This window comes from Mycoplasmopsis lipophila (assembly GCF_045276895.1).
GTDB lineage: Bacteria > Bacillota_I > Bacilli_A > Mycoplasmatales > Metamycoplasmataceae > Mycoplasmopsis > Mycoplasmopsis lipophila.
This window is the reverse complement of sequence record NZ_CP174165.1, coordinates 239,869-255,218: the sequence shown is the minus strand read 5'-3', so window position 1 is coordinate 255,218 and position 15,350 is coordinate 239,869. Positions and strand designations below refer to the sequence as shown.

Below are 15,350 nucleotides of genomic sequence, written 5' to 3'. Positions count from 1 at the left end.
ACTCCTAAAATTCCATCTTTGTAGGTAAGGTTTTAATTGGTGGTTTTTTAACATCATAAGCATATTGTAAAGAATAAGTAAATAAGCTTGAAACTCCGCCAACTCTAGAAATTTCTCAATAGGTATCTACTTCCATTAATGGTACTACTGGTGCTCCATCACGAACAATTTTTTCTAAAGCAGCAATTAAAGCAATAATTCTTTTTTCTGTATATTTTTGTGCTTTTTCTTCTTCTGTAAATTGTCCAGCAAAAAATGCAGAATATCTTTCAGTAAATTCATTTATAGTTTCATTATTTTTAATTAAAGCTAAATCAATAATTTTTTGTCAAATATCTTGATCAATTCTTAATCTTTCTCTAGTTTTTTCAGTCTCTGGAGGAATATTTAAAGTTCCATCAGATTTTCTAGTAATTCCTAATTCATTAAAATAAGTTTGATAAGTTCAAGAACCAGCAGGATTATTTCTAAATCCAGAAGACTTTTGATCTTTTTTATTTATTTCATCAGGTTTAAAGAATACTCTTACATATGAATATGAATCTGTTCCAAAAGTATCAAAATTACGATAAATAATATCAAATTCACCTTTTGTTCTTGAATCTTCATAAACATTTTCTGGCAACCCTTTAATTTCTAAATCAATAAAATTACCAAAAGCTTTTTGTAAAGCATCTTTCAAACCTATTCCTGCATTAAGTTGTTCATCAGTAGAATTATGAATAAATTTTAAAGTTATCTTCTTTACATTAGGATGTTTCTTTTTAAAATTTTCTAAGTATTTTTTAGCAATTTCAGGTAAATAACTTTTATCGGTACGATCAACATGTTCAAATTTAAAACTTTTTGATAAATGGTCAATGTGAGAATAATTTTGAACAGGAACTAAATGTTTATCATCCACTTTTGTTAGCATATCATCATGATCAAAACCTAATTCAGTAGCATCACCAAAACTTGAAGAACTTTGGCCAAAAGCAGTCCAAGTGTTAACAGGGAAAGATGAGTTTCAACCCACAATATTTAACATTGCATTTCTATTTATTGCATAATAAATAGCGTTTCTTAAATCATTATCATTTAAATAACTATTACCATTGGTTTCTTTATCTAAATTAAAAGCTAATGCAATGGTTCCAAAACCAGCAGATTTATTCATATTTTTACGATATTCTAAATTAGACCAATAATCAATTTGTTGAATAGCAGGAATTCTAGTTGAGGCAATATAACCATCATCATACAACGCAGAATTTAAATTAGAATCTGAACTAAAGAATAATTTAATTTTGTTAGAAATAGTTCTATCAGAAGAATAATACTTTTTATCCTTAACTAAAGTCATATATCCTTGAGGACCAAAAACTAAATCATCAATTTTAAAAGGTCCATTAGTTAAAAATGTTTTTCTATCCAAACCAAAGTTATTAATTCCACCAATAGATTCAATAAATTTACGATTAACTGGAATTAAAGTACTATTTATATCGCTATATGCATTACTTAAAGATGTTGGTTCATAAGATTCATATTCTACTCTTAAAGCATATTCATCATGAGAAAATACTAATCTTTTAGCATAAGTTGACAAATCTATATTTTTTGCCGCTTCATTAGGATCTTTTTCAGTTTCATTCAAAAGAGATAGTTGTTCATTATATGATAAATTTTTAAATTCTTTATCCTCTTGTGCTAAAGCAACTTCATATTTCTTTTTAAAATCTTTGGCTTTTTGTAATAATTCTGAAAAATCCCATTTTTGATATGGATCACTAAAAGTATATTTTCTTACTTTTGTAGCAATTCTTTTAGGAATTTTTTGTAATTGTTGAGGAGTATATTTATTGATGTCATATTCAGGATTAGGTAACATTAATTCACTAACTTCTTTAGTAGGATCAAAATTAGGAGAATAAGGAATGGAACTAATAATTTCATTATTAGAATGATCAAAATATAATTTTCCAGAATACAATCCAAATTCTAATGCTGCTTCTCTAATTGCATCTACTTCTTTTTCATCACCTTCATTTTGAGAAGGTCATAAAGCAGAAAAAGGTTTTTCATAATCTTTATTTATTTCTCCAGTAGCTTCATAAATTAATTTACCATTTTTATCTTTTATTAATTTTGGATAACCGAAAGGATTTTTATATGCTTCTTTATATTTACGCACATAATTTTGTTGTGCTTCAATCATTTTAGAAGTAGATTTAATTTTCTTTTGTAATAAATCAGTTTGTTTTTGACTACCAGTATTAAAATCAGCAATGTAATGTAAAGCATCTATATAATCATCCGATTGTACTAAATCATTATTCGATCATCTACTTAAACCATTATTTAAATTCATTGTCATAGATAAAAATTTATTATTAGCAGTTCTAATTGCATGAATTTGTTGAAAGGTTCCATTAGGTCCCACTAAGGTTCCAGTAGTTGCGCCAAATTGATCTAATGAATAAAATTGTCCAGACGGTTGAGTAATATTATCAGCATAATTTTTTAAAAAATCATTCATAGTATTAGAATTTTCATCACCACCATAAATTCCCATTTTAATCTCTGGTAATGAATATAATCTTTTTAAACTTTCATTGGGTCCTGATTTTAAAGGTGCTTCTACCAGGGAAGGTAAAATTTTATTTACAGACAAATATTTAATGTAATTTAAAGAATTTAAAGGAGCGGTAGCTAATCCTAAATCATAATCAATTTTTTGACTACTACAAGATACTAAAGCTATAGGACTAAATGCTAATGGTAATAAGGTAGCAAAAAATATGGTTTTATTTTTTTTCATCTTTTTCCTTTCTAATATACATTAAATTGATTTTGTACTTTGTAAATGGCTTTACCATTTTCTCATCTTACTGAAGTAGGTGCTTGTGAATAAGTTTTACCATTTTCTGAAACAGATTCAGTTTTACCTAAATACATTTCTGAAGCAAAAGTTCCTTTTTCATCTGAAGCAAAATATACTTCATATTCATTTCCAGGAGTTAATAAAGCATTAGAATATTTTGAAACAATAGCATAATCACTAACATAAGAATCAAAACCTATTCCAGCAATAATATTTCCTTTAGAATCACTTCATTTGTATTTTTCTTCTGCTAAATAATGTCTTTTAGTTTTATTTTTATCTTTGGAATTTTCTTCATTATCTAAATGTTGTTCTTTGTAATAAAACATATTATTACTGTTCTTAATATTAATAGGTAAAGTTTTAATTTCTCCAGTTTTCAAATCTTTAAATGCTAAATATTTAATATTGCCTTTTTGAGTTAAATGTTTTGGTAAATATCCATAAAAAGCAACTGCATCTTTATCTTTATCTCTTCATATTCCGCTTAAAGTTCTTCTTCCTACACCTTGTGATTGGATGTAATATTGTCAATAAGCCCTAGCTCTAGTTTTTACTCTATTACCTTCTAAATCAGTTATTCTAATAGAATCATCTTCAATATCTTTTCCTTCATCATCATATAATTTAAAGTTTAAAAATTCACGATATCATCTATCTTTAAATCAACCATTATTATGAGTTTGAAGTTTTCCAAAATATGAGTTTCTAAAATTGAAATTATCTTTAAAATCTTCCTTATCAGATAAAGCTTCTCTTTCTTTTTTAATTCCAAAACTGTTTGCTATATTTTGTTGTTCCTCATCTTCAATTTGATTTCCATACAATAAAGCAGCTAAAACTGATGCTTTAGAATCTTTATTATCTTCATCTCTAAATTTAATTAATGATTTTAATCATTTCTTAGTATCAGTAGCATCTACAACATATTCTAATCCAGTAGTTGCTTCTGAAATTCCACTTAAATATGAAGGCATATTACCAAAATTTGCTTTTGAAGGTGAATAAGTTATTTGTAAATTATCTCTATTGATTACTTCAGCAAAATTATAAGTATAATCTGTGAAAAATTCATTAAAACGTCTTTCATTTTTTGAATTAAAGTAAGCTAAAGCATCAGCGGAAGGTGCTATTTTCTTAAAGGTTCCATTAACAAAAGTTAATAAAATATTTATTAAAGTTGCACGTTTATTAATTAAACAAGCAAGCATTTGTTCAGTTTGTAAAGTAATTTTATTATCTAATAATAAATAATCAACTGAAGTTAAATGATTAACATTAATTCCTGCTCCATTAGCAAAATCTTCAATAGTTTTGATCAATTGATCTAATCCAAATTCAAATTCATTATCTTTTCCAAAAACATTAAATTTATTTGTTTTATATTTACCAAAACCTATTTTTTGATCAAAAATTCAAGCTAAATCTGGATTAGTTTTTAAATCCATTAATTTGAATGATTTAGTAAAAGCAGCAAGTGGACTTTTGGCATAACGAGCCATAATTTCATTTGCTAAATCTTGTTCTGTACCATGTTCTACTAAATTTGTTAATTTAGTTTTAAGGGCAGCATCTAAACTTTTATCCTGTAATAAAGCAACTTTTAAAGCTCTACGAAACGCTCCAATATTAAATTTAGTTTTAACATAAGAAACATCTCAATTTACCTTTTTATTGACATTATCCAATTTTGCTCTAGTTAAATCTATTGAATTAAATTTCATTCATTCTTTAACTGAATTAAAGAAAATATCATCTCCATAAAGTTTATTAGAACCACTAATATGATAAATAGAATTAAATAAAGAATCGATAATATTTTTACTTAATAATGCAGAATTTAAGAATAATTTTCTAGTTTTTTGCATATCAAATAAATCTTTTAATTGTGGATTAGGAAATTGTCCAACTAATTTTCCATCATCACCTGTTGCTAATCATAAATGTTTTTCTAAACTATTACCCACTAATGAAGATCCATATTTATTTAAAGGTTTAAGAATTTGTTTTACGTTAAACTCACCTAAAGCGGAACCTAAATCTTCATATAAAATATTATTTTCAAAAGCGTTTTCTAAATTAGCATTTGAAACATATGATTCATTAGAATTAATATAAGTTTCAAAACCAGAAGCAGTTGAAATTCTTGTTCCATTAGAACCACCTAAAACTGCTAATTCTAATAATTCTTGATAAAAAGTCGACTTATTAGTTAAGTTGACAAAATAATTATCTTTGTCTATATTCGAAGGTAAGGGTTGTCCATAAATATTTCCTTCTTCATAGTAATGAGTAGGTTTTGATAAGTGTTCAGCAGTCATATTGCCTTTGGCAAAATCACGGTTGTTAACATATTCTTTATATCAATCTTGTGTAGGCTTGTAGTCTTTAGCAGTTCTATTTAATTCAGCTAATTTTGTAAAATTAATTCCCATTTTCGGATCAATAGTTAAAGCAGTAGTCGAATCATCTCATCCATTAATTAGGAATTTTTTAACAATTAAAGTTTCAATATTTCCTTGAACTTCTTTAATTTGATTTAAAATGTATTCAACTGCTTTTTCACCATAACCATCTTTATAGTAAAGATCTTCATTTAAAGGAGCATTGATAATAGGATTATTTTTATTATCATTTATAAAGACTTTTTTGAGAATAAATTTGCCTCTTATTCCTTTACTTTTATCTTCAGGAACATATTCAAAATCAGCAATTGCTTTTTGAATGTTTAAACTTCCATCAGAATTTAATTCAATATCGATAGGTTTGCCAGCGCCATCTTTTAAAATACCTTTAAGAATTTCTAAAGAACCCTTTTTAAATACATATCTTTTTTTGGTAGCATCTCAAACCATATATTTAGCTTCACCTGAAACAGAAGGATTTAAAGTTCCTGAAAAAGTATCTAAAGTATTTGTTAACCAAAGATCAAATAATGATATTCTTTTGTTTTTATCGTTTAAAGCTTTTCTTCTTTCTTCTAAAGCTTGTTTCATACCTTCAAAGTTTTGAATAAAACGACGTCTTTTGTTTTTAATAGCTTTAGTAACATCCGGATCATTGATTTCAGTTCCTCAAATGTCTTCTTGCTTTTCTTCTTCATAACCAATAATTTTTCCTTGGTTATCAAATTTTGGATACATAAATGATGGATATTCACCATTTTTTTCATCACGAACATATTTTCCATTTAAATATGATCTAGTTGCTAATTCTAAGTTAGTTCTAGCTTTTAAGTATAAATCTAAAGCTTCACGACTATAGTAATTGGTAATACCTGGAGTTGCACCTGGGGTTAAAGCTGAAACAAATAAATTACGATTATTTGGATTTTTATCCCCTAGATTTTGAGCGCCATTTAAAGTCATATGATGTCCATATTCATGAGCAGCAACAAATTTTAAGAAATCAATAGCAATGCCTTTAAATTGTGGATTAGTAGCTTTTAAAATTGCTCATAAACCAATTCTGCTATCTTTAGTAAAACCTAAATATTTACCATTTTTAATTACATATTTAATTTCTCCAGTTTCTTCATCAATTTCTTGTTCAAGATGAGGACCTTCTAATCATTCAGCGGCATAAGGAACTTTTTCTAAAACTTCATCAAGTAAATTTTCATATCCATCACTATATAAAGCATAGCCTTTTTCTAAATTACCTTGTTGGTTTTTAATATCTCCTTCTTCTCTTAAAATACGAGGAACCATAACTTTTTTATAACCCAAAGTAGCTAATAAATCAGTAGCAGTTGATAAAATATTTCTATTTGCTTTAGCATCAATACCAAATTTAGCATAAGTGTCAGTAGATTTATAGCCAAAGTGAGTTCATTCTTCTTTATATGAAGCCTTTTCTCTTAAAGTGAAAACTAATTTTCTTTTATCTTTATTAAAACTCGAAACTGAAACTTTTTTAATTAATTTATCAATTGCTTCTTCAGTAGTATCTTTGGTAATAATTCCTTTTTTAAGAAGTTTTTCTCTTAATTCAATTTTTGTTTTAGCAAGGATTAAATCATTTTCATTTTTAATTTCATGATAATTTTGATTTGATGAAAGTAAATATTCTCTACTTTTAAAAATTGCTTTAGTAATTGCAACTTCTTTATTTAATTTAGAAGCAGCATTAATAGCATTTAAAATAGCTTTATTTTTAATAGATAAAGGATTATTATAGAATTTAACAACTTCAGAAAAAATAGAGTAATTTATAAAATAACTTTCCAAAGCACTTAAACCTTCTTTAAAATTGCTTTCTATTTGTTGATTATGAATATTTGCTTTGGCTAAAATAACTCTATTTTCATCATTTTCTTTATCAATAATTCCTTCTTTTTCACTAGCTAAAGAAATTTTATTAGTGGTAATTTCATTAATGCTTGTATTTAATTTATTTAACTCTATATTTAAAGTTGCTAATTCTTTTATTAGTTCATCTTTTTTAGGATCGGTAGGATTTAAAGTTGCAAGTTCATCTGTTTTTTTGGCTATATTTTTGTTAATTTCTTTAACTTTTTCTTTTTGATTTTCTAAAACATAATCGCTTAAATTTAAGTAATTTTCTATATAAGAAAGATGTGAATTAACTTTAAATGTTAATTCAAAATTATCATATATACCTTTATAGTAATTTTCTAAAGCTTCATTAAATTCTGGTAAAGCTTTTTTATATTTTTTATCAAAATCTAATTCTGAAAATTTTGAAATTTCTTTTTTATATTCTAAAAGTTTTTTATTTTTATTTGATTCTGCCTTATCTAATTCCTTAATAGTCGCATTTAATTTTTCTAATAGATTTTTAATTACGGGATCATTTTTTAAATCATTGTCTAAATGAGCATAACTTTTTGAAATAAATCTTTTATTAATTTTTTCAAGTTCTTCATTAAGTTTTTCTCTTTTTGTTTTTAAATTCTTTTGTTTAACTTCAAGCGCTACTAAAGCATTGTCAACTTCTTCTTTTGCTAAACCTAATAACCTTTTAATTTCTATACTTTTTTCATTATTTTCTATTAGTTCTTCTTCCAATAATGTTAAAGCATTTTCATAAAAAGGTAAAAATTTAATTCTATTAGAATCAGTGATATCTTTATTTTTAAGTTCTTTAATTATTTTATTAACTATTTTAATTTTAATAGTTAATTCAGCTTCTTTTTGTTCTACTTCTTTTAAGTCATTACCACTTGTTACATATTTATTAATGGCACTATCATATTCAGAAATTGCTTCTCTTAATTCTTCTTTTTCTTCTTGTTTTTCAATATCTCTTTGAAGATTTTTAATATAACCAGTTAAACTATTAGCAGAACTTTCATTTTGATAAGCTTCTTGATAAATAGGAGAATTTAAAATTAATTCTTGATTTCTTTCTTTAATTTTTCTTAAAAGCTCAACAAATTTTCCTTTCCCTTTATCTGGATCAAAATTCAATACTGATGGATAATCATTGTTTAATTCATCTTTTAAAGTAAGTAATTCATTTTTATCCTTATCTAAATCTAATAATTCTTTTTTAAGTTTTTCAACCAATGTTAAAGTATTACTATTGTTTATTTCAATAGCACCTTGTTCTTTAGCAATTCTTATTTGTTCTTCTAAAACTTTTAAAGCTTCTTTTTTACCATTTAAATTTTCAATTTTTGTTTTTATATTCGCATTATTTTGTACTGTATCATAGAAAGTTATATAACTTTGTAGATCTAATAATGAAAAATTACCTTTTAAAGCATTTATTTCATTTTCTTTATCAACTATTGTTGCAGTTTGAGTATTCAAAATTGCTAAATATGAATCACATTTTTCTTTAATTTCATTAGAAGTTGAAATATTTTTCAAGTTTTCAATTGCAATTTTATTATCATTTAAATTTGTATTTAAACCATTAATAGAAACAAGCAATTCATCAATTCGTTTTTTGATTTTTTGACTTTTTTCTAGATAATTTTCTAATGCTCCTAAAGTAATTTCATCATCTATTTCTGTAGCATCTTCTAATATATCTTCTATTGAACTTTGAGCACTATCTAAATCTTTTTTCAAATTTTTATATGATTCAATAATTTGTTTATAAATAGCATTTGTTGCTTCTAATTTTTCATTTTCATCTTTTAAATAAACCTTTATATCTTCACTTGTATTAACATCATCAATTAATAACTTATTAGATTTAATTTTTTCTTCATTATCTTTAAAGAATTTTTCTAAATCTTTTTGAGTTTTTTTAGCCTTTTGAATGGTAGTTTCAATTAATGATTTATGGGTTCCTGTAGCAAAAGTTTTAATTTGATCAAATTTAGAGGTATATTCAGTTTTTTTCAAATTGAAAACTTCTGTTTTTAAATCTTCAATTTCATTTACTAAAGTATTTTTTTCTTGTATTTTAGTTATTAAATCTTTTGATTTTTGGATAACTTCAGGAGTTGCTTTTAATAATGGAACAATTTCATCTATATGATCTTCATTTTTAAGTAAATCTAAAATATAACTTTGTTTTTTATTTTCAAAGTCCCTTGTTTTATCTTCAATTATTTTAATTTTTTGTTCTAATTCATTTGATAAAGCTTTAGTATATTCTTCTACATATTTTTGATAATATTCAGCTAATTTAGGATCATTAATGTTGATTGTTCTTAATAAATAATTCAATTTAAATTGAATAAGTCTTATTTGATAATCTTTTTTAATAATTTGAATTTTAGTTTGATAATATTCATTTTCTTTAGTTTTATGTTGTTTTGTTAAAACTAAAGCATTAGTTAAATTAATATCAAATTTAGCCATTTTAGAAACTTCAGCATATTCTACATAATTAGGATCAGATTTTAAGGTCTCTCATTTACTTTTTTCAAGATTTAATTGATCTTGCAATGGTTTAATATAGGTATTAAATACATTCCAATCAGTAGTTCAATTAGGATGATCTTCTTGTGTTTTTTTAAGTTGCTTTTCTAATTCTTCAATTTTCTTTGCTAAATTTTTATTGTTTTCAACAAAAGTTTTTTTAGAAATATAAAAAGTTTCTCATTTTGTTTTAACTAATTCTAAATATTTGCCTAAATTTTCAAAATTATTTTTGCAAAAATCTTCCCATTCCTTAGTTGAATATAAAGGAGAATTCAAACTTTTAGTTCCAGGCATTATAAAATCTTTAATCTTTAAATCCCCTTCTTCATATGAAGAAGTTTCTTTATCATAAAAATAGAAAGAATGGAATAATAAGTTAAAAATTTTTCCTGAATACTCATTATTTAAACTTTTGCTTTCTTCATCTATTTCATATATTTTTTTAGTTAAATTTAACTTTTGAGAATTAATTGATTTTAATTCTTCAATTAATTCTTTATATTGCATTTTTACTTTTGCATTTGGATGAGCTTTATTATAATCTTCAACTAAAGATTTAAAATATGGAGAATAAGCATAAAAATTATTTGCTTCTTCATCATTTAAATTATTTTTGTCATTTAAGAAATTATTCAAATTATGAAAATCTCTTCAATTTAAATAATTATTAGTTGCTGTTAGTTTTAAAGCTTCATTACTAATTATTTGATTTGGTAAATATGCTAAATCTTGGTTATAAACCACCAAAGAATCACTTAATAATTCTTTTTCATCAACTTTTGAAGGTAATTTTAATAAATTAAAAATGTCTAAATATTTATTTTGATAATCTTTAGCAAAATTAAACATTCTAGTCGCATATTCTTCTTGTTTTAAAATATCATTGCTTGTTTCAAATTTTTTTGCTAATAATTCTAAATAATCATCATTTTTTACTTTAATAAAAGTTTCAAAAATATTTAATTGTTTTTTAAATAAATTTAATCTATTTTCTAATTTTTCTAAAGTTTTAGGATGAGAATCATTTAAATTTTTTAAATCTATTTTTAACTCTTTTAGTTCATTATTTAATTTGGTTAATTTTGCTGTTAATTCTGGATTTAATGGACTTGGATTATTAGCATTAAATTCATCTATTTCCTTTTGTTTTTTTTCTATTAAAGATTCTAATTCTTTTTTATTACTTTCATAATCTGTATTTTCATTTTTAATATCAATTATTGAAGAATTAATTCTTTCTTTAATAAGAGAAAGGCCTTGATTTACTCTAACAATTTCTCTACTATAAATTTCTTTAACATAATTTAAAGCTTGATTTAAACTATAACAATTAGGTAAATCTATATCAGTGTCAGTTAAAGCGTTATGTATTTTTATTTTATTAAAAGCATCATATAAATTATATGAAGTACCATCAGTAAAAGTTAATTTTAAATATCTATCAATAACATTTTCTTCATTAGCACCATTGTTTTCAAAAGTTACATCTGCAATATATTTTTCTTGTAAATCTTCTACATCTATGTCATTTAAAATACCAAATTTATCATATTTTTTGTATTCTTTAATTTTTTGTTTAAGATTATTTTCTGCTTCTTGACGGTTTTTTCCTTGAACAATTAATGAATAATATATTTTATCTAATAATCTAGATTTTTCATAATCTCTTAAAGTATGATTCTTTAATTTTTCTGTTCATTTTGTATTAGGTAATACATATACTTTGCTTCCTATTAAACTTCTTGTATCAACTATATTTCTAAATGAATATTTTTTAGTTGCTTCATTAGACATATTTGCAGCAGCATTATAACCAGGAGTATTAGTTAAAATTTTATTTACTTGTGAACTTGTTAATAATTTTTTATTTAGTTTATATAAAAGAGCATCAGACGAATTACCTCTACCACTTAATTCTGAATAAGCAGCCAAAGTTCCAAAAAAGGCATCTGGATAAAATTTTATGGTCATATATTCTTTATTTTGATCACTATGCGAGCCTAAAGTAATACTATTCCCTTTCATTTCTACACCTTTTACTATAGAAAATTCTTTTAAAGTTACAATTTCAGGTCCTCATGAAACATTAAACATAAATCAATCTGTAAATTGTTTGAAATCTTTTGCTGTAACTGCTTCTAAATATTCATTAAAAAAATCAAAAGAACCATACTTTATATTTAAAGTAGGATATCTTTTATTAACATTATAAAAATGCTGAACATATTCCTCAACAGTCATTTTTTTAGTTTTACCATTTTCTTCAAAAAACACTTCATCTTTATCTAAATCTACATTAGCTAAAATTTTACTTTTATCACTAGTTAGAAAATAACTTTTTGCATCTTTAGTTTGAACAAACTTATTTTGTAAAAAATAAGGCTTAGTTGGGTTTTCTCTACCTAATCTATCTGATGATTTTTTAGAATAAGCATATAAAGATCCAAGGGTAATCGAAGTAGCTAAAATTAATGCTCCAAAAGAAATAGCATATTTAGGTCAAACTTTTGTTTTTCAATTCAGTTTATGTTTTTTCATATATACTCCTTAAATAACTCTTACATAATAAAATAAAGTAGACATTATTTTTTGCCTACTTTAATATTATTTATAAAAATATTTAATCAAACATTAAGCAAAAAATCAAAAACATTCTATTGTTTTTTCATATCAATAGAGATATTATTTTTTATGTTGCGTGTTCAATTTTTCATTATTAACATAATGTATTTATTATATATTAATAATAAATAATGAAATTAACAAAATAAAATTTCTTATTTCCTATAAATTGCATTCCAATATTAAACAAAATGAACCACCTAATTTTTTTAAAAAATAAAAAAATTCCCAAAATTAAAATTAATTAAAATTTTTTTGGCATTTTTACAAAAAATAGACATATATGAGTGGGATAAAAAATATCCTAGAAAGGAGGTAAAGTTGCCTATAGACAATGAAATCAAAGAAATTCTTGTAACTAAACAAGAGTTTAATAAAAAATTGGTGAATTTGTAAATCCACAGTTACAATTAAATATATAAAAGATTTAAAACTAGTGGAATGCAAGACACTTTGTGATTTGAGAAATTTAAAAGTTCCTAAGCCACCAAAGGAGCCAGATATGACAGTTGGAAGTTTAACTATTCAAGAATTAACTAGTATTATTAAAACTGTAGTTGTTGAAAATACCCTTTCAAAAAAAGATGTTGTTCAAATGTTAATCAAAGATTAAAACCTATTGAAAAAAGACTTGATATTGTAGAAAAAAATTGATAATTTAGATAAAAGAGTTACTAGATTAGAAAATCTACATATAAATGATTTAACCTAAAAACTTAATTTCTTTCTTTCAAAATAATTAAAAAATTGCTTGTGATAAGCAATTTTTTAACAAATTAAACAGTTTTAATAAGTTCTTCTTTAGATTTGTTTTTACCTTTTAAGTTATCTCTTTCCACATGTAGGATTTGAATAGCTTCATTACCACGTGTGTGTTCTTCTTGTTTTTGTTTTCTTCTAAAACTTAAAATAGCTGCTTCTAAATCTTCTAAACTATTTGCTTCTGCAATAATTTCTTGGCTTGATACTAATTTTGCTTTGTATTTATACATAAAATCTCCTTATTATAATTTCTTTTGCATTTTTTTGTTTTTAGCGGCTTCTTTTGCATTTTTTGCTAAATCTTCACTAGCGATTTTAGATTCTTTTGTTTTAATTATATTTTCTTCTGTTTTATTAATGTTATGAATTTCTTGAGTCATAGTTCCTAAAATTTTTTCACCATCTTTTTTAACAGATTCCTTTTTCTTTTTTGCTGCTAATTCTTCAAAAAAACTTACATTATTTTGTTTTTTAGTTTCTTTTTTAGAAGATTTAACATCTTTTAAAGAAACTTTTGTTCTTTTGGTTTTTGCTTTTTGTTTATCTTTTTTAATATTTGATGATTTTGTTTCTTTTTCTTGAATTACTTCTTCATCTTTTGTATCTTCAACATTTATTTCTTCTGTTTCTTCTTGAATGTTTATTGTCTCTGTATGATGAATAACATTATTTGCATCTTTTAATTCATCTAAATCTTTTTGTTCTTGTTCATTAGATACTTCTTCAATTTGTTCAATATGTTCTTGATTTTCATCTAATAAAATTTTTTCAGAATTTTCAATTTCTATTTTTTGATCGTTAGATAAATTTTGAATTTCTTCATTATTTGTTATTTCAATAGATTTTTCAATATTTTTATTTGAAATAACTTCTTTTTTTTTGTTCTTCATTAGTTTTAGAAACATTTAAATTTTCATTTATTTTTTCATCAGTAATTTGTTGAGATTGTTGTTCTACAACCATATTGTTTTCTTGGGCTGTTTTTTCTTTATTATTTAATATTGCATTTTTATTTTTCTTAGCTAATTTAGTCAATTTTTTTTGTTCTTTTTTAGCAAGTTTTAATCTTTTCTTTTCTTCTTTTTTTTGAAGTTTAAGACGTTTTTTTTCTTCTTTTGCTAATTTTTTTTGTTCTTTTTTACTTAAAGGAGGTTGCTCTTTTAAAATTTCTTGTCTAAATTCTTTTGTTGTTTGTTCATTAACGAAATCATTAGTTGAAGATTTATCTTCATTTTCTACTCTGCTACTACTGGAACTACTTTCTTCTTCTAATGATTTTGATTCATTAATATTTTTATCATCATTTTGTTTTGTTTCTTGATTAGAATTCAATACTGACACAACTAAAGCCGGTTTAATCAATCTATCATACAATTTAAAACCTATTGAATGTACCATTTTAATTGAATGATCAGGTAAATTAGGATCTTCAACTTGTTCTAATATTTGTTGTGTATTAGCATCAAATTGTTCTCCAACTGTTGGATAAATTAAGTTAATATTTCAATCTGAAAAAACATTCTCCAATTGTTTGACAATCATATCAAAACCAATAATAAAATTCTTTACAACTGGATTTTCATTTTTCTTACCACCTAAAATAGCCATTTTTAAACTAGCATATGGTGATAAAAAATCTTCCATAAATTTTTGTAAAGCATACATTTTTGCTTCTTTTTTTTGTTCTTCAAATAATTTAGAAGTTCTTGCTTTTTCTTCTTTAACTTCATCTTCTGCTTTTTTTGAAACTTCTAAAAGTTTTATTTTAAAAGTTTTATTCATATTTTGAATTTCTTGATTATGTTCATTTGTTTTTTTGTTTAGGTTTGTTTTTGTTTGTTCAAGTTCTTTCTTTAATTGTTCTATTTCTTTTTTTGTTTGTTCAAGTTCATCTAAACATTTTTTATATTCAGAAGGTTCGTGTTCATGAATAATAATTTCAAATTTAATATTTTTACCTTTAAATGGTTCATATTCATATTTATCATCTGCTTTAAACTCTAAAATAAAGTTTTGACTATATTTAGTATTTAACAATAATTTATCAAAACCAGGTAAAAATTCATCAGCACCTAAAATTATGGTTTTATTGGTTAATTCAGGTTGTTTCATTTTAACACCGTCTACATAAACAATAACGGTAGCTCTAATTTTGTCTCCTTGTTTAAACATAATCATAGGATTTTCTTTTGGCATATTAGAAGTGGTTATATTTTGATTTTGCATATTTTTTTGATTATTCATATTTACTCCTT

General features: G+C 23.9%; 5 protein-coding genes. All 5 read right to left on the bottom strand.

Features of this window, described 5'->3' with window-relative positions:
• Nucleotides 1-4 precede the first annotated feature (4 nt).
• The 5 genes from ACJA27_RS01090 to grpE all read right to left on the bottom strand — a co-directional run bounded on the left by ACJA27_RS01090 (nt 5) and on the right by grpE (nt 15,339).
• On the bottom strand, nt 5-2,803 hold the full coding sequence (locus tag ACJA27_RS01090; RefSeq protein WP_406618145.1) for an ABC transporter substrate-binding protein: 2,799 nt from the start codon (nt 2,801-2,803) through the stop codon (nt 5-7).
• Between the two features lie 11 nt (nt 2,804-2,814).
• Nucleotides 2,815-12,249, bottom strand: a complete 9,435-nt coding sequence (locus ACJA27_RS01085; protein WP_406618144.1) for a PDxFFG protein — start codon at nt 12,247-12,249, stop codon at nt 2,815-2,817.
• An 860-nt stretch (nt 12,250-13,109) separates the two neighbouring features.
• Nucleotides 13,110-13,325, bottom strand: a complete 216-nt coding sequence (locus ACJA27_RS01080) for an MAG6790 family protein (RefSeq protein WP_406618143.1) — start codon at nt 13,323-13,325, stop codon at nt 13,110-13,112.
• 12 nt (nt 13,326-13,337) lie between these two features.
• Nucleotides 13,338-13,985 (bottom strand): hypothetical protein, encoded by a 648-nt coding sequence (locus ACJA27_RS01075; protein WP_406618142.1) that lies wholly within the window; start codon nt 13,983-13,985, stop codon nt 13,338-13,340.
• Nucleotides 13,951-15,339: a nucleotide exchange factor GrpE gene (gene grpE, locus ACJA27_RS01070; protein WP_406618141.1), complete on the bottom strand. Its 1,389-nt coding sequence runs from the start codon at nt 15,337-15,339 to the stop codon at nt 13,951-13,953. The genes ACJA27_RS01075 and grpE overlap by 35 nt, the downstream gene beginning before the upstream one ends.
• Between the last annotated feature and the right edge of the window lie 11 nt (nt 15,340-15,350).